Annotated in this window: 19 protein-coding genes; 10 read left to right on the top strand and 9 right to left on the bottom strand. The window is 76.3% G+C overall.

The genetic code is table 11. From position 1 onward, the window contains the following. Nucleotides 1-320: 320 nt before the first annotated feature. The 4 genes from BMW27_RS02090 to BMW27_RS02075 all read right to left on the bottom strand — a co-directional run bounded on the left by BMW27_RS02090 (nucleotide 321) and on the right by BMW27_RS02075 (nucleotide 6,277). A complete protein-coding gene (locus tag BMW27_RS02090; RefSeq protein ID WP_091438317.1) occupies nucleotides 321-1,301 on the bottom strand; it encodes an NAD-dependent epimerase/dehydratase family protein in 981 nt (326 codons plus the stop codon). Next, nucleotides 1,298-3,883, bottom strand: a complete 2,586-nt coding sequence (locus BMW27_RS02085; RefSeq protein ID WP_091438314.1) for an alpha/beta fold hydrolase — start codon at nucleotides 3,881-3,883, stop codon at nucleotides 1,298-1,300. The genes BMW27_RS02090 and BMW27_RS02085 overlap by 4 nt, the downstream gene beginning before the upstream one ends. Then, nucleotides 3,880-4,905: a 3-oxoacyl-ACP synthase III gene (locus BMW27_RS02080; protein ID WP_091438311.1), complete on the bottom strand. Its 1,026-nt coding sequence runs from the start codon at nucleotides 4,903-4,905 to the stop codon at nucleotides 3,880-3,882. Before BMW27_RS02080 ends, BMW27_RS02085 begins: the two co-directional genes overlap by 4 nt. Before the next feature lie 166 nt (nucleotides 4,906-5,071). Then, the gene (locus BMW27_RS02075; protein WP_091438308.1) at nucleotides 5,072-6,277 is read right to left on the bottom strand and encodes a coiled-coil domain-containing protein; all 1,206 of its coding nucleotides are present in this window, start codon (nucleotides 6,275-6,277) and stop codon (nucleotides 5,072-5,074) included. 121 nt (nucleotides 6,278-6,398) lie between these two features. On the opposite strand from BMW27_RS02075, the gene BMW27_RS24455 reads away from it, so the two are divergent. From BMW27_RS24455 to serA, 5 genes are all read left to right on the top strand, one after another. Beyond that, on the top strand, nucleotides 6,399-6,851 hold the full coding sequence (locus BMW27_RS24455) for an endonuclease domain-containing protein (protein ID WP_091438304.1): 453 nt from the start codon (nucleotides 6,399-6,401) through the stop codon (nucleotides 6,849-6,851). A 136-nt stretch (nucleotides 6,852-6,987) separates the two neighbouring features. Beyond that, nucleotides 6,988-8,016, top strand: coding sequence for a site-specific integrase (locus tag BMW27_RS02065; RefSeq protein WP_091438301.1), 1,029 nt, complete (start codon nucleotides 6,988-6,990; stop codon nucleotides 8,014-8,016). A 44-nt stretch (nucleotides 8,017-8,060) separates the two neighbouring features. Continuing rightward, nucleotides 8,061-8,885 carry an alpha/beta hydrolase gene (locus BMW27_RS02060; RefSeq protein ID WP_175486289.1) on the top strand — a complete coding sequence of 275 codons (825 nt, stop codon included), beginning with the start codon at nucleotides 8,061-8,063 and terminating at the stop codon, nucleotides 8,883-8,885. A 130-nt stretch (nucleotides 8,886-9,015) separates the two neighbouring features. Then, the gene (locus BMW27_RS02055; protein WP_091438298.1) at nucleotides 9,016-9,750 is read left to right on the top strand and encodes an HpcH/HpaI aldolase family protein; all 735 of its coding nucleotides are present in this window, start codon (nucleotides 9,016-9,018) and stop codon (nucleotides 9,748-9,750) included. A gap of 97 nt (nucleotides 9,751-9,847) precedes the next feature. Then, on the top strand, nucleotides 9,848-11,056 hold the full coding sequence (serA, locus tag BMW27_RS02050; protein ID WP_091438294.1) for a phosphoglycerate dehydrogenase: 1,209 nt from the start codon (nucleotides 9,848-9,850) through the stop codon (nucleotides 11,054-11,056). A gap of 68 nt (nucleotides 11,057-11,124) precedes the next feature. Here serA and BMW27_RS02045 read toward each other — a convergent pair whose 3' ends face one another. Genes BMW27_RS02045 through BMW27_RS02035 form a run of 3 tightly spaced genes read right to left on the bottom strand, consistent with a single transcriptional unit; the run spans nucleotide 11,125 to nucleotide 13,021 of the window. Next, a complete protein-coding gene (locus BMW27_RS02045; RefSeq protein WP_091438290.1) occupies nucleotides 11,125-11,493 on the bottom strand; it encodes a carboxymuconolactone decarboxylase family protein in 369 nt (122 codons plus the stop codon). Further along, nucleotides 11,490-11,717, bottom strand: a complete 228-nt coding sequence (locus BMW27_RS02040; protein ID WP_091438287.1) for a hypothetical protein — start codon at nucleotides 11,715-11,717, stop codon at nucleotides 11,490-11,492. The genes BMW27_RS02045 and BMW27_RS02040 overlap by 4 nt, the downstream gene beginning before the upstream one ends. Further along, entirely contained in the window at nucleotides 11,714-13,021 is a 1,308-nt protein-coding gene (locus BMW27_RS02035; protein ID WP_091438283.1) for a glycerophosphodiester phosphodiesterase, read from the bottom strand. The genes BMW27_RS02040 and BMW27_RS02035 overlap by 4 nt, the downstream gene beginning before the upstream one ends. 217 nt (nucleotides 13,022-13,238) lie before the next feature. On the opposite strand from BMW27_RS02035, the gene BMW27_RS02030 reads away from it, so the two are divergent. Together BMW27_RS02030 and BMW27_RS02025 are read left to right on the top strand one after the other, a co-directional pair. Beyond that, nucleotides 13,239-14,432, top strand: a complete 1,194-nt coding sequence (locus BMW27_RS02030) for an amidohydrolase family protein (protein WP_091438281.1) — start codon at nucleotides 13,239-13,241, stop codon at nucleotides 14,430-14,432. A gap of 58 nt (nucleotides 14,433-14,490) precedes the next feature. After that, on the top strand, nucleotides 14,491-16,125 hold the full coding sequence (locus tag BMW27_RS02025) for a GNAT family N-acetyltransferase (protein ID WP_217638015.1): 1,635 nt from the start codon (nucleotides 14,491-14,493) through the stop codon (nucleotides 16,123-16,125). An 8-nt stretch (nucleotides 16,126-16,133) separates the two neighbouring features. On the opposite strand, the gene BMW27_RS02015 is transcribed toward BMW27_RS02025, so the two are convergent. Continuing rightward, nucleotides 16,134-16,997: a sigma-70 family RNA polymerase sigma factor gene (locus BMW27_RS02015; RefSeq protein ID WP_091438278.1), complete on the bottom strand. Its 864-nt coding sequence runs from the start codon at nucleotides 16,995-16,997 to the stop codon at nucleotides 16,134-16,136. Nucleotides 16,998-17,069: 72 nt separating this feature from the next. Here BMW27_RS02015 and BMW27_RS02010 point away from each other — a divergent pair, with 72 nt between their 5' ends. The 3 genes from BMW27_RS02010 (at nucleotide 17,070) to BMW27_RS02000 (ending at nucleotide 19,512) form a co-directional block, all read left to right on the top strand. Further along, nucleotides 17,070-17,414 carry a VOC family protein gene (locus BMW27_RS02010; protein ID WP_091438275.1) on the top strand — a complete coding sequence of 115 codons (345 nt, stop codon included), beginning with the start codon at nucleotides 17,070-17,072 and terminating at the stop codon, nucleotides 17,412-17,414. A gap of 191 nt (nucleotides 17,415-17,605) precedes the next feature. Then, on the top strand, nucleotides 17,606-17,878 hold the full coding sequence (locus tag BMW27_RS02005) for a hypothetical protein (protein WP_091438273.1): 273 nt from the start codon (nucleotides 17,606-17,608) through the stop codon (nucleotides 17,876-17,878). A gap of 248 nt (nucleotides 17,879-18,126) precedes the next feature. Beyond that, nucleotides 18,127-19,512, top strand: coding sequence for a carotenoid oxygenase family protein (locus BMW27_RS02000; RefSeq protein ID WP_091438270.1), 1,386 nt, complete (start codon nucleotides 18,127-18,129; stop codon nucleotides 19,510-19,512). Between the two features lie 27 nt (nucleotides 19,513-19,539). Here the strand turns inward: BMW27_RS02000 and BMW27_RS01995 are convergent, their stop codons facing one another. After that, nucleotides 19,540-20,430, bottom strand: a complete 891-nt coding sequence (locus BMW27_RS01995; protein ID WP_245743254.1) for a helix-turn-helix transcriptional regulator — start codon at nucleotides 20,428-20,430, stop codon at nucleotides 19,540-19,542. Nucleotides 20,431-20,749: the final 319 nt, after the last annotated feature.

The following is a 20,749-nucleotide window of genomic DNA, read 5'->3' as shown; positions in this document are numbered from 1 at the left end:
AGCGGGTCCGCCGTCGGACCGGAGCCGCGGAACGGGGCTGCCGTCACGCCTCTCGGCGGGTGAGCTGGAGCGAGGACCTGCTCCCCGTGAGCAGGCGGGTCGGGGGTTCTCTCGGGGCAGTCACGCTAGGGGAGGCCACCGGGACGCACATGGGTCATTCGACTCCCCTCGCCGGGCCCGTCGATCCGAACGGGTCCGGGACGGCAGGAGTCCGGGACGCGGCCGGGGCATCGGCCGTCGCGCACCGGCCGGCCACGTACCGGGGCCCGCCCGCCCGGCAGGTGCGGACGGGGTCGGCACTGCGGTCGGTGGCGGCGTCGTCAGGTCGCGGGAGCGGTGCGGAGGTACCAGTTCCGCAGGCGGGCGAAGCCCTCCTCCAGGCCCACCCGGGGCCGCCACCCGAGAGCCGTCCGCGTCCGCCGCTGGTCGAACCAGTGCGCGGTCGCCAGCTGCTCGGCCAGGAAGCGGGTGATCGGGGGGACCTGCCGGCGGCCGGTCACCGCCCAGACGCCCTCGACGGCGGCGCCCACCGCGTAGGCGGCACCGAAGGGCACCCGACGGCGCGGCGCGGGGACCCCGGCGGCGCGGCACAGCCGGCCGATGACCTCCGCGACCGGGCGCGGCTCCCCGTTCGAGACGACCAGGGCCTCGCCGTGCACCGGTCCGCAGGCGTCCACGGCGGCGACCAGGGCCGCTGCGGCGTTGTCGACGTAGGTGGTGTCGATGAGCGCCGCGCCCGAGCCGATCACCGGCAGCCGCCCGGTCCGCGCCCGCTCGACGATGCGGCCGACGAGCTGGGTGTCGCCCGGGCCCCACACCAGGTGGGGACGGACCGCCAGCACGGCCAGCGCGGAGGAGTCCGCGGCCAGCGCGTCGAGCTCGGCCACCGCCTTGGTGCGGGCGTACCGGCCGCGGGCGCGCGCGGGGTCCGCGGGGCCGGCGACGACCCCGGCGAGCGCCGTCCCGGCGTGGGCCACCGAGGGGGAGGAGACGTGCACCAGCCGGCCGACGTCCGCGGTCCGGCAGGCGTCGACGACGGTCCGGGTGCCGTCGACGTTGGCCGCGACGTACTCGGCCCACGGGCCGGTCACGTCGACCTTCGCGGCCAGGTGCAGCACGGCGTCCTGGCCGCGGACGGCGCGACCGACGACGGCCGGGTCGGCGACGTCCCCCAGCACCTCCCGGCAGGGCAGGCCGGACGGGCGACGCTGCAGCACCGTCACCTCGTCGCCCCGCTCGAGCAGCCCGGTGGCCGTCGCCCGGCCCAGCATCCCGCTCGCCCCGGTGACCAGCACCCTCACGGGCGCGGTGCCCGCGCGCCGGCCAGCACCCGTGCGGCCCGGCTGGCGACCTCGCCGCGGTCGACCTTCGACTGGTGCCGGATGTCCACCGGCAGCGCGGAGGCCGTCAGCACCGCTGCCACGTCGACGCCGGCGGCCGCGCGGACGGCCTCGGCCAGGTCCGGGCCGGCCAGGCCCAGGCGGCGCCGGCGACGCCCGGGGGAGCCCTCGGACGGCACGACGACCAGCACGACGACCTGCGCCCCGGGCGGCCCGACGCCGACGGCCGCGGCAGCGGTCACGCCGTCGACCCGCTCGACCCGCTGCTCGACCCCGACGGGGGTCACCGGACCGGAGGCCGTGGGGACGACGTGCTGCAGCCGCCCCTCGATCCACAGCCGGCCGTCGGGGTCGAGGTGCCCGACGTCGCCTGTGCGGTGGAAGCCGGGGTCCCGGGACGCCGACCGCTCCAGCGCCCACAGCGCGTCGTACCGGTCCTTGACGTGCGCGGCCCGCACGCAGACCTCGCCCACCACGCCGGGACGGTCGGTGAGCGGGCCGTCGGCGGTGCCCTCGGGGGACAGCGGGCTGACCCGCACGGTGACGCCCGGCAACGGCGCACCCACGCACACGCCCTCGCCCTCACCGGCGGCCTCGATGCCGGCCAGGGAGACGTCGGTGACGGGGAGGACCTCGGTCATCCCGTAGGGGGTGTGCGCGTCGGCGGCGGGCAGGACCTCCTGCAGCGAGCGCAGCAGCGACGCCGGGACGGGCGCGCCGGCGGACATCAGCAGCCGGACCCCGGCCAACGCCCCCCGCTGCCCGGACGAGAGGTCCCCGGCCGTGGCCCCGACGCGCCGCAGCGCCGCGGGGGAGGCGAACACCACGGTCGCGTCGACGGCGGCCGCGGCGTCGGCCAGCGCCGCCGCGGTGAGCGACCCGGGTGCGGTCACGTCGACGTCCGGCACCGCCGACCCGATGCCCAGGGCCGGCCCGAGGATCGCGAACGGCGCGAACGCCGCGACCAGCCGGTCGTCGGCGGTGAGGCCGTAGGTGGCGCGCACCAGCTCCAGCTGCGCGGCGGCCTGGCGGTGCGTGTAGACGACGCCCTTGGCCGGTCCGGTGGCGCCGGAGGTGAACAGCACGGCGCAGTCGTCGTCCACCGGGCACTCCGCGGGCACCGGTGCCGACCGGCCGCGGGCCTCCAGCTCGTCGAGCGTGGCGGCGGCGCCGAGCGCGCGCAGCGCGGCCCGGCTCGCCCGGCCGGCTGCGGTGCGGGAGCCGGGCAGGCCCATCAGCCGCGCCGCGGCCAGGCCCGGACGGCTGCCGATCACGGAGTCGACCGATGCGCTGCGCAGGGCGCGGCGCATGCCGGCGAACCCGAGGCCCTTGTCGGCCACGACGACGACGGCACCGGCGCGCCACACGGCGTAGACCGCGGCGGTGAGGTCGGCCGAGGGCTCCACGAGCAGCGCGACGCGGTGCCCGGGGCGCACGCCAGAGGCGGCCAGCCCGGCGGCGAGGTCCCGCACCCGCCGGGCCAGCGCCGACCAGGACACCGTCGTGCCGCCGACCTCGACCACGGCCGGGGCGTCGTCGTCGGACCGCTCGTCGAGGGCCGACCACAGCCGGCGCGCGGCGTCGCCCGCCGGGCGGTCCGGCGGCTCGGCGGTGCCGGTCCCGAGGTCGGTGACCCACTGCGCCACCGCCCCGGCGTACCGGGGGGCGTCCTCGGGGAGCAGGTGGGAGGCGCCCTCGTAGCGGTGCAGCCGGGCCTGCGGCAGGCGGCTGCGCAGGTCGGCCAGGTAGCGCTCGCCGAAGACCGGGTCGCGCGGACCCCACAGCAGCAGGGCCGGGACGTCGAGGGTGCGGATGCCCTCGGCGACGGCCTCCTGCACCGGGCGGGACGGGTGGCCGGGGGAGAAGGGGATGTCGGCGACGAAGTCGCCCACGGACCGTCGTCGCGCCGGCGAGCGGTAGGGGGCGGCGAAGGCGCGCCGGACGTCGGCCGGCAGCGCGGGCCGCGACAGCGCGGTCGTCGCCCGTACGAACACCGGGGTGCCGACGGTGACCGCCGCCCGTACCCCCGGCGCGTTCGCCATCCGGATGAGCGCAGGGCCGAGGTCGCCCTCGGGCATGGCGACGGCGGTGTTGGCCAGGACGACGCCCCGCAGGTCCTGCCGGTGGGCCAGCGCCCAGCCCAGGGAGATGACGCCGCCCCAGTCGTGCCCGACCGTGACCACCGGCCCGGTCACGCCGAGCGCCGCGGTGAGGTCGCCGAGGTCGGCGATGCGCTGGCGCAGCGACCGCGGCCCGGGCGGCCGGTCGGAGAAGCCCATGCCGAGGTGGTCGGGTGCGACGACCCGCCACCCGGGCGGGGCCGCGGCGAGCAGCCGCCGCCACAGGTAGGACCAGGTGGGGTTGCCGTGGACGCACAGCAGCGTGCCGACCGGGTCCCGGACGCCGTTGTCCAGCACGTGCCAGGTGTGCTTCGCGCCGCTGGAGTCGGCGACGGCGACGAGGCGGGACCACGCGGGGTCCAGGCCGGGCAGCGCCGGCGGGAGGCCCGCCGCTCCTCCCGCCCTCGTGTCGGGAGCCCTCACCAGGCGAGCTCGAGGCAGGAGACGTTGAGGCCCGAGCCGATGCCCATGAGGAGCACCCGGTCGCCGCCGACCAGCGAGTCCTGCTCGCCGGCGAGCGTGTAGGGGACCGACGCCGGGCCCAGGTTGCCCCGGGTCGGGAAGGTCGTCGGCACCAGCGCCGGGTCGATGGCGAACCGGTCGCACATCGCCTGGGTGTGCACCTTGGAGACCTGGTGGACGATGTAGCGGCTCATCCCGCCGGCCCAGTCGACCTCCGCCGCGGCGTCGGCCCACATGTCCTCGGACAGGGCGAGCCCGGCGTCGAGGAGCCCCTTGAGGTCGGTGCGCATCAGGTCGTTGTCGCCGACGCACAGATTGTGGTGCTCGGTGCCCGCCCGGCTCACCGACGCGACCAGGCGGTGTCCCTCCGGGTGCCGGTCGGCCCGGCCCAGCACCATCGCGACGGCGCCGGAGCCCAGGGTGAGCGTGGCGAACTGCGCGATCACGTCCTTGGAGCCGGTGCCCGGCTGGTTGAGCCGGTCGAGCGTGCGCTCCTGGACCGGCTGGGCGTCCTCGCCGTTGACGACCAGGGCGTGCTCGACCAGCCCGGAGTCGATCATGGCGGCCGCGAGCTCCATGCCGTTGACGAAGCCCAGGCAGGCGTTCGTGACGTCGAAGTTCTGGCACGACCGCGGCAGGCCGAGCGCGTGGTGGACGGCGACCGCCGTCGAGGGCTCGAGCCACCTGCGGCTGACCGAGGTGTTGATCATGACGCCGATCCCGGCCGGGTCGACCCCGCTCTCGCTGATCGCCTTGGCACCGGCCTCGGCGGCGCCGTCGACGAACGTGACGCCCTCGCCCCACCAGCGGCGCTCCCGGATGCCGGCGAGGCGCTCGAGCAGGCCGGGCCGCAGCCCCACCCGCTTGTAGGTGTCGGCGAGCGCGTCGTCGAGCGCGTCGGAGGTGACGACCCGCGTGGCGTCGGTCGTCTGCAGTGCCAGGACGGCCGTGTTGCCGAACCGGTGTGTGGCGTTACCGCTCATGTCTGGAGTCCAGTCCTCGGAAGGGTCGACTCCTTGCCGCGCCGCCCTCGGTGAAGACACGTACTACCCGACCGGTCCGACGCCATGCCGCCCGGCCCCTCGCTCGGGCCTCCGGCCCCGGCCACCGCCGACCGTCCCCCGGCGCGGACCGGAGCGCCTCCCGGGGTCAGTGCCGCCGCCGGGCGCGGAGCGACTCCAGCTCGGCGGTCAGCGCGCCGACCCGCTCGCTCGCCTCGCGCGCCGTCGCCTCGGCACCGGTCGCGCGGCGGTCGGCGTCCTCCGCGCGCTGGACGGCCCGGGCCGCGTCGGTGAGGGCCTCCAGGCGGCCCTGCTCGGCGGTCGCCGCCCGGCTGGCCGCGCCGTCCGCCGCGGTCCGCGCGTCCTGCTCCGCGCGCCGGGCTGCGTCCCGTTCCCGTTCGGCGTCGCGGGCCTGCTCCCGCGCGGCGGCCGCGGCGGCCCGCGCCTCGTCCCCAGCGGCAGCGGCCGCGTCGCGCTGCTCCGTCCGGGCCTGCACGGCCTCGGTGAGGGTGCGCTCGGTGACGCCCCACTGCGCGCGGGCCTCGACGAGGGCGTCGTGCTCGCGGGCGGCCTCCTCGCGGGCGCGCCGCTCGGCCCGGCGCGCGGCCGCGGCGTCGGCCTCGGCGGCCCGGCGGTGCAGGTCCGCGTCGGCGGCCCGGGCCAGGGCGGCGGCGCGTTCGGCTCCGGCCCGGTCGCGCTCGGACTCCGCCTCCCGGCGGGCGGTCTCGGCCGCGTCGCGCGCCTCCTCGGCGAGCCGGCTGAGGTGCGCCGCCTCCCCCCGCGCCTCCGCGATCCGCTGCTCGGCGTCGGCCCGGGCCCCGGCGATCCGCTGCTCGGCGTCGTCCCGGGCGGCCGCGGCGTCGCGCTCGGCGGCCTGCCGCGCCGCCTCGGCCTCCGCGCGGAGCTGCCCGGCCAGCCGGGCCTGCTCCTCGGCCCGCAGCCGCGCGGCCTGCGCGGCGTCGACGTCGGACCTGGCCTGGGTGAGCCGGGCCTCCACGGTCGTCTCGTCCCGGTACTCGTCCAGCGCCTCGACGGCGGCGGTGAGCAGCGCGGCCTGCGCCTCGGCCGCGACGGCGGCCTCCCGGGTCGCCGCAGCCCACCGGCCCACCAGCTGCCGGACCCGGCCCTCCGGCGGCAGGTCCTCGCCCAGCGCCCCGGCCGTGGCCACGACACCGGTGGACCGCTGCCCGGACACGCGAGCGCGGGCCTGGCGCGCCGACTCCGGGTTGTGGTCGGGGCGGGTGCAGAACTTGGGAGCCGGGCCGCTCCGCCCGGGGATCCGCGGCCGCGGCGGAGCCGGGCAGCCCGGGAAGGCGCAGCGGCGGTCGTCCTGGGTCCCGTCCGCCGCCGTCATGCTCGCTGACCATAGTCAAATGTCCGGTCCGTGCATTCATTCATCCGACAATGTGCTGAGCCCGGCCCACAGATGACTTCGTAGATAGGGTGTTTATCGGTAGTGATCGACCGGCACGGGGATGAGGCGAGCAGTGGGGCGCAACCGGATTGAACACACCTGCGGACAACCTCGAGGCACATGGCGGACCTGCCCTTGCACTCTTGCCGTCGTAGCCGAGAGCAAGCGGAGATGGGAGGAGCGCAACCGGCACACTCGCCGCAACTCAGACCTCGAGCGCCGTTACGGCGTCACCGCTGCCACATACGACCGGATGCGCGAGGACCAGGGATACCGCTGCGCATTGTGTCGAGCCCACGAAGACGACCTGCCGCTGCTCACCACTGGGCGCCCCCGGCGTGATGGCTCACCCGCGGTCAGCACGGTCAAGTTGGTGGTCGACCACTGCCACACCTCGGGGCTCACGCGCAGTCTGATCTGCCACCGGTGCAACGTCCTGGTCGGTCACGCGGAGAACAACGCCGACCTCCTCGCACTGGCCGCGGAGTACGTGCGCCAGTGGAAGTGCTGCTGATGAGCGAACCGACGCCGGGAGTGGGGTGCCGGGTGCCGACTAGAACGATCATGATGCAGGCACGTGAGGCGACATTCCCGATCGACTCAGAGGACAACCACGAATCGTGCTCCTGGACGCCAGCAGGAGGACCTCCGTGACCTCTCGGACTGGCCCGCACGACGACGTCGCGGAGACCGCAGTCGTCCCGCAGCCGTTGGGCAACGAGGGGCTGCTGTCGCCCGTCGAACTGGCCCTCGTGAGCGACTACCTCGCCTCGGCGCAGGCCGAGAACACCCGGAAGTCCTACGCGCGCGACATGCGGGCGTGGGCGGCCTGGTGCGCCGGTCGGTCGCTGTCCTCCGTGCTGCCCGCCGACCCGCTGACCGTCGCCGCGTGGCTGGCCACGATGGCCGACGAGGGCCGCAGCACCAGCTACATCGCCCGGCGGCTGGCGGCGCTCAACGACGCCCACCGCAGCGCCGGCCACCTGCCACCCGGCGGCAGCGAGGGGGTGCGGCGGACCATGGCCGGGATCCGCCGCACGGCCGCCCGTGCCGGCTCCCGGCCGCGGCGGGCCCGCGCGGTGGACACCGCGACCGTCCGGGCACTGGTCGAGGACCTCCCCGCGACCCTCGGCGGAACGCGCGACCGCTGCCTGATCCTGGTGGGCTACGCGCTGGGCCTGCGGGCCTCGGACCTGTGCGCGCTGCGGGTCGAGGACCTCACCCCGGCCGGGCACGGCGGCCTCGACGTCCTGGTGCGGTTCTCCAAGACCGACCAGGACGGCGCGGGGGAGACCCTCGCCCTGGCCGAGGGGGTCCGGGAGGTCACCTGCCCCGTCCGCGCCGTGCGTGCCTGGCTGGCCGCGCTGGCCGCGCAGGGCGTCACCTCCGGCCCCCTGTTCCGGTCGGTGGGCAAGGGGCGCACCCAGCGGCTCGGGACGACCGCGCTGACCACCCGCAGCGTCGACCTCGTGCTGGAGCGCGCCGCCGGACGAGCCGGGGTCTCCACCGCGGGCCTGTCGCCGCACTCGCTGCGCCGCGGCTTCGCCACCACCGCCTACGCCCAGGGCGTGTCCGAGAAGGAGATCAGCCGGACCGGGCGGTGGAAGTCCCTGGTCGTCCGCACCTACGACGCCTCCAGCCGCTGGGCCGACCCCGCCTCCGGCTCCCTGGGGCTCTGACCGGCCGGCGGCGGCAGCCGCGGCCCCGCGACCACCATGGAGCCGTGCTGCGCGTGCTGCGGACGGCGGTGGCCGTCGCCGTCCTGTTGGCTGTGCTGGTGGGTCTGCTGTGGGCGTTCCAGCGACGCCTGGTCTACCTGCCGGACGGCGGTCCCGTGCCGGCCGCCGCCGACGCCGTCCCGGGTGGCCGGGACGTCGAGCTGACCACCGCCGACGGCCTGACCCTGGGCGCCTGGTTCGTCCCCGGCCCCACGGACGACGCCCCCGCCGTCCTCGTGGCCAACGGCAACGGCGGGCACCGCGGGATGCGGGCGCCGCTCGCGCGGGCCCTGTCCGCGGCCGGGCTCGCGGTGCTGCTGTTCGACTACCGCGGCTACGGCGGGAACCCCGGCAGCCCCAGCGAGGAGGGCCTGGCCCTCGACGTCCGGGCGGCGCGCAGCCACCTGCTGGAGGAGGCCGGCGTCCCCGAGGAGCGGCTCGTCTACTACGGCGAGAGCCTGGGCTGCGCCGTCGTCACGGGGCTCGCCGTCGACCACCCCCCGGCCGGCCTGCTGCTCCGCTCGCCGTTCGTCGACCTGGCCGCCGTCGGCGAGGTGCACTACCCGTTCCTCCCGGTCCGGTCGCTGCTGCGCGACCGTTACCCGGTCGCCGCGCAGGTCGCCGAGGTCCGGGCGCCCACCACGGTGGTCTACGGCACCGCCGACACGATCGTGCCCCCGGAGCAGAGCCGGCAGGTGGCCGACGCCGCGGCGCGGTTGCACCGCCGGGTGGAGGTCCCCGGTGCCGGCCACAACGACGCCGTCCTGCTGGACGGCGGGGCACTGGTGGACGCCGTCGTCGAGCTCGCCACCGCGACCCCCGGACCGTGATCCGGTCCGCCTGCTCCCTGCCCGCGGGTCCGCGGCCTCGGTCGCGTGCACCGGCCCCCCCGAGCAGGATCGTCCCGGGGCGGTGGCCGACGCCGCCGGGGCGAGGAGCCGGAGGAGGGGTGGGCCGGGGATGGCGATCAGCGAGGTGGACCTGCGGCAGCGGTGGTCCGAGGGCCGGGCGTGCCACGGCCTGTGGAGCCAGCTGCCCGGCGCGGTGACCGGCGAGGTGCTGGCCCGCACCGGCGCGGACTTCGTCGTCGTCGACCTGCAGCACGGCGCGACGGCCGAGGCCGACCTGCCGGGCGTCGCGGCGGCGATCACCGCGGCGGGCTCGGTGCCGCTGGTCCGGACCCGCAGCCCCGCCTTCGCCGACGTGGGGCGACCGCTCGACCTGGGTGCCCGTGGCGTCGTCGTGCCCAACGTGCGCGACGCCGGCCACGCCCGGGAGGTCGTCGCCGCCTGCCGGTACGCCCCGGCCGGGACGCGGTCGATCGGGCGGCTCTCCGGCGGAGCCGACCAGCCGCTGGTGATCGTGATGGTGGAGGCGGCGACCGCGCTCGACGACCTCGACGCGGTCCTCGCCGTCGAGGGACTGGACGGCGTGTACGTCGGTCCGGGCGACCTCTCCCTGTCCTTGCAGCTGACCGGTGCGGAACGCCGGGAGGAGCTGCGCGCCGTGCTGTCCTCGATCGTCGCCCGGGCCGGCGCCGCGGGCGTCCCCGTCGGCGTCCACGCCCGCAGCGGCGAGGAGGCCGCCGCTCACGCCGCCGAGGGCGCGACCATCGTCACGGTCGCCGTCGACGCCGCCGCCCTCGGCGAGGCCGCGACGCACCACCTCGGCGTCGCCCGCGGCCGCCCGGGCTGACCGTCGGCCACCCCGGTCGCCGGCGCCTCCCCGCCGCGACGGGATACTCCTGCCGACGTGGCCCGCCGGTGGCCCGCGGTCGAGGAGGTCCCTGAGCGTGCCGAGAGCCCTGCTGCTGGAGAACATCGACCCGGTGGCGGCCGACCTGCTCGGATCGGCCGGCTTCGCGACCGAGTCGCTGCGGGGGGCGCTGGACGAGGCCGACCTGATCGCCGCGCTCGACGGCGTCGACGTGCTGGGCATCCGGTCGAAGACCCAGGTGACCGCGGAGGTCCTGCGCCGCCGTCCCGGCCTGGCGGCGGTGGGGGCCTTCTGCATCGGCACCAACCAGATCGACCTCGCCACGGCGGCCGGCTGCGGGGTGGCGGTGTTCAACGCGCCCTACTCCAACACCCGCAGCGTGGTGGAGATGGCCATCGCGGAGATCATCATCCTGGCCCGCCGGCTGGTCGACCGGGACCGCGCGCTGCACGCCGGGACCTGGGACAAGTCGGCGGCCGGCAGCCACGAGATCCGCGGGCGGACCCTCGGCATCGTCGGCTACGGCAACATCGGCAGCCAGCTCTCGGTGCTCGCCGAGGCGCTGGGCATGCGGGTGCTGTTCTACGACCTCGAGGACAAGCTCGCGCTGGGCAACGCGGAGGCCTGCGGCAGCCTCGAGGAGCTGCTGGAGCGGGCGGAGACCGTGACGCTGCACGTCGACGGGCGCGCCGGCAACGCGGGCCTGTTCGGCGCCGAGCAGTTCGCCCGGATGCGCCGGCGCAGCCTGTTCCTCAACCTCTCGCGCGGGTTCGTCGTCGACCACGAGGCGCTCCGCGACCACGTCCTCAGCGGCCACATCGCCGGCGCCGCGGTCGACGTGTTCCCCGAGGAGCCGCGCGAGCAGGGCGACGCGTTCGGCTCCGTGCTGCGCGGCCTGCCCAACGTCATCCTCACGCCGCACGTCGGCGGGTCGACCCAGGAGGCGCAGCACGACATCGGGCGGTTCGTCGCCGGCAAGCTCGTCGACTACACCGGCTCCGGGACGACGACGCTGAGCGTCAACCTGCCCACCGTGGCCCTGCACGGGTCGTCCGCGGCCCGCTTCGCGCTGCTGCACCGCAACGTGCCCGGCGTCCTCGCCCGCGCCGACGCGCTGGTCGGCGAGCACGGTCTCAACGTGGACGGCCAGGTGCTGGCCACCCGCGGTGAGCTGGGGTACGCGGTCACCGACGTCGGCGCGGCGCTGCCCCCCGAGCTGCTGGCCGCGCTCCAAGCGCTCCCGGAGACCGTCCGCCTGACGACCTTCGGGCACCGGACCGGCTGACCGCACGCACGGGTCCGCCGGGGGTCCGTCCCCGCGCGGGGCCCCGGGCCCGACGGGGGGCCCGCCGGTCAGCTCTGCTGGCTGTCGGTCCGTTCCGCTCGCTCGGCGAACTCCTGGTAGGCGGCGAAGGCGCGGGGACCGTACACGGTGGCCGGTCCACCGTTCATGGCGATGGTGACGCCGAGCGCTTCGGCGACCTCCGCCTCGGTGGCGCCGGTGCGGGCGGCGCCGCGGGCGTGGGACGCGATGCACCCGTCGCACTCCTTGCTGACCGCGATGGCCAGCGCGATCAGCTCCTTGGTCTTCTCGTCCAGGGCGCCCGCGGCGTAGGCGGCGGTGTGCATCTGGCGGTAGCCGTCGTAGACCTCGGGGATGGCGCGACGCAGCGCGCGCGAGGGTTCGCGGAGTTCGTCCTGGACGGCGTGGCCATAGCTCATGACGGGATGGTGCCAGCCGCCGTCCCGCCCGGCTCGGTCCTCCCGGTGCCCCCGGCCTCGCGGTCGGCCTCGGCGGCGAGGACGGCCTCGGTGCGGGTGGCGAACGGCCCTGCGGCGCGGCCGTCGGCCCGGCACGTCCACCGGTAGCCCTCGGGGGTCTGCTCGATGAGGTAGCCCTCCGGGTCGGACGGCCCGTGGCCCGGTCGTTCCCACAGGTCGGTCACGTGAACACCACGTCCTTGAACCGCGCCCCGGCGAACGCGCCGCCGAGGTGGACGACGGGCACGGGACGGTGGGTGGCGTCCGCGACGGTCACGGTCGCGTCGGCGTCGGCGTCGGCGTCGGCGCGACCGTCGCGGGCGAAGAGGAGGCCCGAACCGGTGACGGTGATGCGGAGCGGCACGTAGCTGCCCATCGTCAGCCCCGTCGCCCCCGTCGAGGACGCCAGCGGAGCGGCGATCCCCTCGACGACCCGCTGGACGTCCAGGCTGCCGTCCCCGCGCAGCAGGAACAGGTAACCGTTCACGCCGGCCGACCCACCGGACGACGGCCGGTACGGGTGGTCGTCGGTGCTCAGCAGGACCCACCCGCAGCTCGTGCGGCCGTCGGCGCAGGTCTCGTCCACGCGGAGGGCGAGGCGCAGGGTGAACGCGGCCGGGTCCGGCGGTGCCAGGAAGCCCATGAGCGTGGAGGTGGCGGTGCCCGAGACGTCGAAGCCCCACGAACCGTCGTCCGCGTGGAACCGGCCCCTGCGGGTGTCCGCCAGCATCCCGGGTAGCCAGACCTGACGGGCGAACAGGTCCGAGGTGCGCCGCGCCGCGTCCCCCGCGATGTAGACGGGGTCGTCGGAGAACAGCGCGTCCACGCCGTCGGCGACGAGGACGTCCCGCAGGTGTCGGCGGTTCACCGTGTGACAGGCCACCTCGATCCCCACGGCATGCGCCCGGGCGCACACCGCCGGGGTCACGGAGCCCACCTCCGGACCGATCCAGCCGATGCCCTCGGCGGCGGCCCGGTCGACGTCGGTGGTCCCCAGCCAGATGACGTCCCACCCCCGCGAGCGCGCCAGCAGGCAGTCGGCCAGCGCGTAGGACTGGAGCAGGACGGACGCCGGGCTGATCCCGCGTCGGCCCAGTGCGTCGATCATCGGCCCCATCGCGTCGCTGCTCTTGGCCTCGGCGCACAGGAGGACGCGGTTGCCGAACTCGGTGAGCACCTCCTCGAACAGCGGAGGGCGCAACCCGTCGGGCCAGCCTCCGCCGAGGGTGGCCGAGGCGTCGATGTCGAGCTGCTTCCAGGACACCGACGTGTGGTCGGCGACGTTGCCGCTCGAGGTGGTCATGCGGTCCACGGTGCCGTCGTGCATGACCCCGAGGCCGCCGTCGGCGAGCGTGGCGACGTCCTGCTCGATGACCGGCAGGCCCTGGCCCACCGCCACGCGGTAGCCCTCCAACGTGTGCTCGGGCACCTGCATGGCCCCGCCGCGGTGGGCGATGACGAACGGCCGGGTCAGGTGGGCGAAGTCCACGGGGTGATCCTGGGGCCCCGACCGCGCGGGGTGGGGCCGAACGGCCTCCGTTCCTGCCCGCGGCGCGCCCGAGGGCAACGAGGGCGTCGGCCGCGCAGCAGGTCTCCGGCGCACGGAGCCGGCTGCCGTGCCCCCGCGGTGGCCGGGGACCGCAGCGGTGAGCAGGCTCCCCACGAGCCGTGCCGTGGTACCGGGGGCTCGGGGAGGGGAGGCGGCGATGGCGCCGGACGACGTCCTGATCCGGGGGGCCGAGCTCTTCGACGGGCACCGCTTCCACGGGCCCGGCTGCCTGCTCGTCCGGGAGGGACGCGTCGCTGCGCTCGCCGAGCGGCTGACCCCTCCCGCGGGGGTGCCGGTCGTGGAGGCGCACGGGGACACCGTGCTGCCCGGCCTGGTCGACGCTCACGTGCACGTCTCTCCCGGTGACCTGCAGGTGGCGTTGCGGGCGGGGGTCACCACGGAGGTGGACATGTTCGGCGACCCCGGCCTCATCGGGGCGCTGCGGCAGCAGGCGACGGCCGACCCCGGCATGGCCGATCTGCGCTCGGCCGGCACCGGAGCCACCGCTCCCGGGGGGCACCCGACCCGGCTGGTCGAGCGCGGCCTGCTGGCGCCGTTCCCCACGGTGGCCGGACCGGACGCGGCCGAGGACTTCGTCGCGGCCCGGGTCGCGGAGGGCTCCTCGTTCCTCAAGGTGGTCCTGGAGGACGGCACGACGTCCGGGCACCCGTGCCCCACCCTGACCGCCGGCACGGTGCGGGCGCTGGTCGACGCGGCGCACGCACGCGACCTCCTCGTCGTCGCCCACGTCCTCACGCAGGCGCACGCGCTCGTCGCCGTCGGCGCGGGCGTCGACGGGCTGGCCCACCTGTTCCTGGACGAGCCGCCCGCGCCGCGGTTCCTCGACGCCGTCGCGCACCGCGACGTGTTCGTGATCCCCACGCTCACCTCGCTCGCTGCCCGCGCCGGCCATGACCGAGGACGCGCCCTGGCCGCCGATCCCCACCTGGGTCCGCTCCTGGACCCGCGCCGGCGTGCCGTCCTGGAGATGGAGTTCCCGGCCGCGCCGGGCGCCCGGGCCGACCTGGGCCACGCGATGTCGACCGTCGACGCGCTGCACCGGGCAGGCCGGCGGATCCTGGCCGGCACCGACGCGTCCAGCCCGGGCACCGCCCACGGAGCCAGCCTGCACGACGAGCTCTCCCTGCTGGTCGCGGCCGGCCTGTCCCCGGCCGCGGCCCTGACCGCAGCGACCAGTGCTCCGGCCGCCGCACTCGGCCTCCCCGACCGGGGAGCGCTCACCCCGGGGATGCGCGCCGACCTCGTGCTCGTCCACGGCGACCCCGGGCTCGACATCACCCGGACCCGGGACATCGCGCAGGTCTGGCGCGCGGGCCGGCGAGCAACCTGACCCCGGCCGCCACGTCCGGGACGGCGTCCGCCCGGCCGTCCCCGTGCCAGGGTGGGGCATGACCGTGGAACGGACGGTCCGGCTGCAGTTCGACGAGTCGGCGCGGACGGCCGGCACCCACAGCAACCTCTCGGCCGTGCGCAGCGACGGCGCAGCCCTCTGGGTCGCCGGTGACGAGACCGCGACGATCGAGCGGCTGGTCGCCGACGCTCCGGGCGAGCCGCACCGCTACGCGCAGCAGACCGGCTTCCGCCTCGCCGACCTGGTGGAGCTGCCGGCTCCCGGGGACGAGGAGGACGAGGAGGACGAGGCCGACATCGAGGGCCTGGCCCGGGACGGCTGCTTCCTGTGGGCGGTCGGGTCGCACAGCCTGCGCCGCAAGCAGATCAAGACCGGGCACAGCGGCGACAAGGCCCTGCGCCGGCTGGCCGCGGTCACCGGCCAGCCCAACCGCCAGCTCCTCGTCCGGCTGCCGGTCGGCGTGGTGGACGGCCTGCCGACCGTGGTGCGCGAACTCGAGCAGGGCGGGGTCCGGCACCGTGCCGCGTCGTTCGGCCTGCACGGCACCGACCTGCGGGACGTCCTGGCCGACGACGAGCACCTCGGCGCGTTCCTGCCGCTGCCGGGCAAGGACAACGGGCTGGACGTCGAGGGCATCGCCGTCGCCGGTCCGCGGGTGTACCTGGGCCTGCGCGGGCCGGTGCTGCGCGGCTGGGCCGTGGTGCTGGAGCTGCGCCCCGAGGTCGACCCCGACGCGCCGGAGCGGCTGCGCCTGACCGCGTTCGAGGACAGCCGCCCGTACCGCAAGCACGTCCTGCGGCTGCGCGGTCTCGGAGTGCGGGACCTCTGCCCGCACGGCGACGACCTGCTCGTGCTGGCCGGGCCGACGATGGACCTCGACGGGCCGGTGCACGTCTACCGCTGGCACGGGGCGCTGCGGGCGGACTCGCCGCAGGTGGTCCGCGGCGACCTGCTCACGCGGGAGCTCGACCTGCCCTACGGCGACGGGCACGACCACGCCGAGGGCATCGGGGTGCTCGGTCCGGCCGACGGCCCGCGCCTGCTGGTCGTCTACGACAGCCCGTCCCCGGCCCGGCTGACCGACGACGGGAGCGTCCTCGCCGACGTGGTCCGGCTGCCGGGTGCGCCGGGCGGATCGGCGCCCGACACGGGTGGTGTGCCCTCGGCGCAGGAGCCGCCGGCCGGGTCGGCGGCGCGCGGCGCGGCGTCCCCGGACGTGCACCTGCGGGAGATCACCGACGACAACCGCGAGGCGGTCCGCGCGCTGCGCGTCCGAGGTCGCCAGAAGCGGTTCGTCGCTTCGGTGTCCCGCTCGCTGCGGGACGCCGCCGGGACGCCGAAGGCCGAACCCTGGTACCGGGCGGTGTACTGCGGCGACGAGCCGGTCGGCTTCGTGATGCTCTCCTGGAAGCCGCGGCGGGGCCGCTACCGCGGGCGCCACTTCCTGTGGCGGCTGCTGATCGACAAGCGGTACCAGGGACGCGGGATCGGCCGGGCGGTGCTGACGCAGCTCGTCGACCTGGTGCGGGCCGACGGCGGTACCGAGCTGCTGACCAGCTACGAGCCCGGCAAGGGCGGACCGTGGCCCTTCTACGAGCGGTTCGGCTTCCGGCCGACCGGCGAGGAGGACGACGGCGAGATCGTCTTGCGGCTGCCCCTGCCCGCACCCTGAGCGGACGGCTACCGCTGCCCGAGGGGCTGCAGGTCCAGGCCCGCCAGCGTCTCCGGGGCGGCGAGCAGGTCGATCGCGGTCACGACGCCGTCCCCGACGGTGAAGGCGAAGACCACCTGCGGCGTCCCCCTCAGGGACCACACCGCGCCCGGTACGCCGTCGACCAGCACCAGCCGCGCGGCCCGCGCCCGGCCGGAGAGGAACCGGGCGACCCCGATCGCCCCGCGCACCTCGGCGGCGGCACCCATCTGCGCGGCGACGGCGTCGGACCGCAGCACCGCCTCGGGGTGGAGGAGCTCGAGCAGGGCGGAGAAGTCGCCGTTGCGCGATGCGTCGAGGAAGGCCGCGACCACCTCGCGGCGCCGCTCGACAGCGTCGGGCAGCTCGGCCCCGCGCACGCGGCGCCGGGCGCGGCTGGCCAGCTGCCGGGCGGCGGCGGGGGACCGGTCGACGATCGGCGCGATCTCGTCGAAGGGCACGTCGAAGAGATCGTGCAGGACGAAGGCCAGCCGCTCGTCGGGAGTGAGCCGGTCGAGCACGACGAGCAGCGCCGACCCGACGGAGTCCGCGAGCACCACCTCCTCGGCGGGGTCGGCGACGGCGTGCAGGCGGGCCGGCGGCGCGCCGTCGAGGGGGTCCTCGCGCCGGCCGGCCCGGGCGCGCAGCTGGTTGAGCGCCACCCGGGCCACCACGGTCGTCAGCCAGCCGCCGAGGTTCTCCACCTCCGCGCTGCCGACCCGGCTGACCCGCAGCCAGGCCTCCTGGACGGCGTCCTCGGCCTCCGCGCGGGAGCCGAGCAGGCGGGAGGCCACGGCGGTCAGCCGGTGGCGGTGCACCTCGAACTGCGCGGCGAGGACGTCGTTCCCGTCCATGTCGTCACATCCCTCGGTCGGCGGGTGTCACCGAGGTGGCAGACCCGAACCCGACGATCCCAGGAGCACACCATGACGACCGGCATCCGCACCGTCATCTACCCCGTGACCGACCTGACCCGCGCGAAGGCGCTGTTCAGCGCCCTGCTCGGTGCCGACCCGGTGGTGGACGCGCCGTACTACGCCCAGTTCGACGCCGACGGCCAGGCCATCGGCCTGGACCCGCACGGCCACCGGCACGGGCAGTCCGGTCCGGTCGCGTACTGGCACGTGGACGACGTCGCGGCGAGCCTCGCCGCTCTCGTGCAGGCCGGCGCCGAGACGGTGCAGGACCCCACCGACGTCGGCGGCGGGCTCCTCGTCGCCCTGGCCAGGGACGGCGACGGGAACCTGATCGGCCTGCGCCAGGCGGGCTGAGGCGCTCAGGGCAGGTCGGCGCCCGGCACCGGGGCCGGCTCGCGCTGCGACGGAGAGGGGGAGACCTGAGGTCGGATCCGTCGCTATCCGGGCGCACAATCGAACACGTGTTCGCACGACCGTCGCCGGTCCCCTCGCCGGGGAGGACCCGGGGCCGGTCGTCCGGTCGACCCGATGCCCAGGAGGCCCTGATGACCACTGTCCCGACGTCGCACCTGCCCGCTGGGGAGCCGGTCCTGACCACCGACGTGGTCGGCACGGACTTCGGCCTCCCCCTGGTCCGGCCGACCAGGACCAGGCAGGGCAGCCAGGTCCGGGTCGTGCGCTCGCGCTGCAAGGCACACGGGGGCGTTGTCGTGTGGTTCACCGACGGCACCAAGACCCCACCGCTCCACGGGCGCACGGCCTGGACCGTCGCCGAGGGCGAGCCGGGTGCGCACCCGCCTGCGCGCGTGGTGGCGTGACGCGGCACGCCCGTCCCGGCCCACCCCTGGACCGGTCGACGGCCGCACGGGTGGTCCGTGACCAGGAGGCCGAGGCGCGGGCCCGCGAGGGGACGTCGCTGCGGTCGTCCCCCGCTCGGCGGCAGCGACCCGCCGGTCGGGTGCGGCGCCGTGCACGGGCTGTCCACCCGCGGGCGGGAGGGCCAGGATCGGGGCGGAGGGCGCGGACGAGGACGTCCGGGCCGACAGTCCGCCGGGAGGCAGCCGCCATGACCGACCGCCCGATGCTCGACCGCAGCCCGTACCTCCAGGGCCCGTATGCGCCGGTGACGGAGGAGATCACGGCGTTCGACCTCCCGGTGACCGGGCGCCTGCCCGCCGGCCTGGACGGACGCTACCTGCGCAACGGGCCCAACCCGCTGGGCTCGGACGATCCCGGCTCGCACTGGTTCCTCGGTGCCGGCATGGTGCACGGCGTCCGGCTGCGCGACGGCCGGGCCGAGTGGTACCGCAACCGCTGGGTCCGATCGCGGCACGTGGCCGAGGCGCTGGGGGAGCGGTGGCCGGGCGGGCCCGTGCACGCCGGCATGGACTTCGCCGCCAACACCCACGTCATCGCCCACGCCGGGCGCACCCTGGCCACCGTCGAGGCCGGCGCGCTGCCGTACGAGCTCACCGACGAACTCGACACCGTCGGCCCGTGCGACTTCGACGGCACGCTGCCCGGCGGCTACGCGGCGCACACCAGACTCGACCGGCGGACCGGGGAGCTGCACGCCGTCGCATACTTCTGGGGCTGGGACCACCTGCAGCACGTCGTCCTCGGTCCCGACGGCAGGGTCAGCGGCACCACCGACGTCCCGGTCGTGGACGGGCCGATGGTGCACGACTTCGCCCTGACCGAGAGGTACGTGGTCCTGCTCGACCTGCCGGTCACCTTCAGCATGGACGCGGCGGCGGCCGGCGCGCAGCTGCCCTACACCTGGAACCCGTCCCACCAGCCCCGCGTCGGCCTGCTGCCCCGGGCGGGGACGACCCGCGCCGCCCGCTGGTTCGAGGTGGACCCGTGCTGGGTCTTCCACACGCTCAACGCCTACGACGACGGGGACCGGGTCGTCGTCGACCTGTGCCGCTACGGGGGCTCGTTCGACGTGTCGGCCCTGAGCAGCGGGGGCCCGCTCACGCTGGAGCGCTGGACGGTCGACCCGGGCGCCGGACGGGTGACCCGGCAGAGCCTCGACGACCGCCCGCAGGAGTTCCCGCGCGTCGACGAGCGGGTCGTCTCCCGGGCGCACCGCTACGGGTACAGCGCGACGACGGGGCAGCTCGACCGGGGCACCGTGCAGCTGGACGGGACCTTCCAGGACGCCGCGTTCGCCGATGCGCTGCTCAAGCACGACCTGGTCGCCGGAACGGTCGAGGAGCACCGCTTCCCGAGGGACGCCATGATCGGCGAGGCCGTGTTCGCCCCGTCGACGCCGGACGCGGACGAGGACGACGGCCACGTCCTGGCCTTCGTGCACGACCCCGACCGCGGAGCCACCGACCTGGTGGTCCTGGCGGCGCAGGACTTCGGCGGGCCACCCGTCGCCACCGTCCACCTCCCGGCGCGGGTCCCGCTCGGCTTCCACGGCAGCTGGGTCGCCGACGGGTGAGGAGCGGGCCAGACGGTCGCCCGGGCGTCATCCAGCGGGGCGGGCGGGGGGAGCGCTCGTCAGCGCCGGCGCAGCGGGGAGGTGGTCCCCGGTGCGGGGGGAGGGGATCAACAGGGTGTGATCCGGGGTCCCGCGTCGTCCGCCCGGCTCGGGGGGCGCGGTCAGCAGGCCGGCGTCGCGAGCCCGCTGGACCGCCATCAGCCGGTCGCGCACGCCGAGCTTGCGGTACAGGTGCTCGAGGTGCTTGTGCACCGTCCGGGGGGAGGTCCGCAGACGCCGGGCGATCGCCTGAGCGGTGAGCCCCTCCCCGAGGAGCCTGAGGACGGCGAACTCGCGTCTGGTCAAGCGGATGCCGTAGGCGCAGTCGTACTGCTCCGCCGGCACGTCACGGAGCACCCGGTGCTGGCGGACGAGCGCAGCCAGCGCGGGGAGGACCAGGGCAGCCAGGTCGGCATCGGCGTCGTCGTAGTCGTCGTCGGGACGGCTGACGACGTACGACTCGATCCCCTCTCCCACCCGCAGGGGGAGCGCGAGCTGGTGGGTGATGCCGAAGGGACGGGCGAAGGCCGACCACTCGGCGCACAGCCTCGGACCGGCGACCGCGCGCGGCACCCGGCCCAGGCTCTGCGGTGCGGAGCTGCCCGTGACGGCGTACCAGCGGATGAGCGGGTGCGTGGTGGCGTCGGGGAGGACACCGGACGGCGGCGCCATCGGCAGGAAGCCGACCGGCCAGCCCCCGACGACGTGGTCCACCCAGGCGCGGTCGACGACGTTCAACGAGCAGCAGGCCGCATCGAAGGACTCGATGAGCAGGTCCGCCACCTGCGCGTGGGGGAACTCCGCCGCTCCGGGCTGCCCCTGCAGGATGTCGCCGACGAGCTCCAGCCACGCTGCATGACGCCTCGTGGTGCGCGACACGGAGCTGAGGGTAATCCGCCGGCGCTGGACCGTGGAGGTCGCCTCCGGCGCGGCGGCCACGTCCCCCCGAGGTCGCTGTCGCCTGCCGCGGCTACGCACAACTGCGTACGGTCCCGGTGCCCGGACGTGAATAGCGTTCCTGTTCCGCATCTCGTGCGTGTGCGTCCAGGGGGAGTCATGTGGGTCGACGTCGTACACCTGTGTCCGAGGACCACCGGCGGGAGCGAGGGCGGTCGAGGTCGACCGGGCGCCACCGGGGTGCACCGCCCGATCCGCCGGCCGCGCCGGGGGGGGGGGGGGGGGGGGGGGGGGGGGGGGG

This window comes from Geodermatophilus poikilotrophus, from assembly GCF_900111455.1.
GTDB lineage: Bacteria > Actinomycetota > Actinomycetes > Mycobacteriales > Geodermatophilaceae > Geodermatophilus > Geodermatophilus poikilotrophus.
This window is presented reverse-complemented; position numbering and strand designations above follow the sequence as displayed.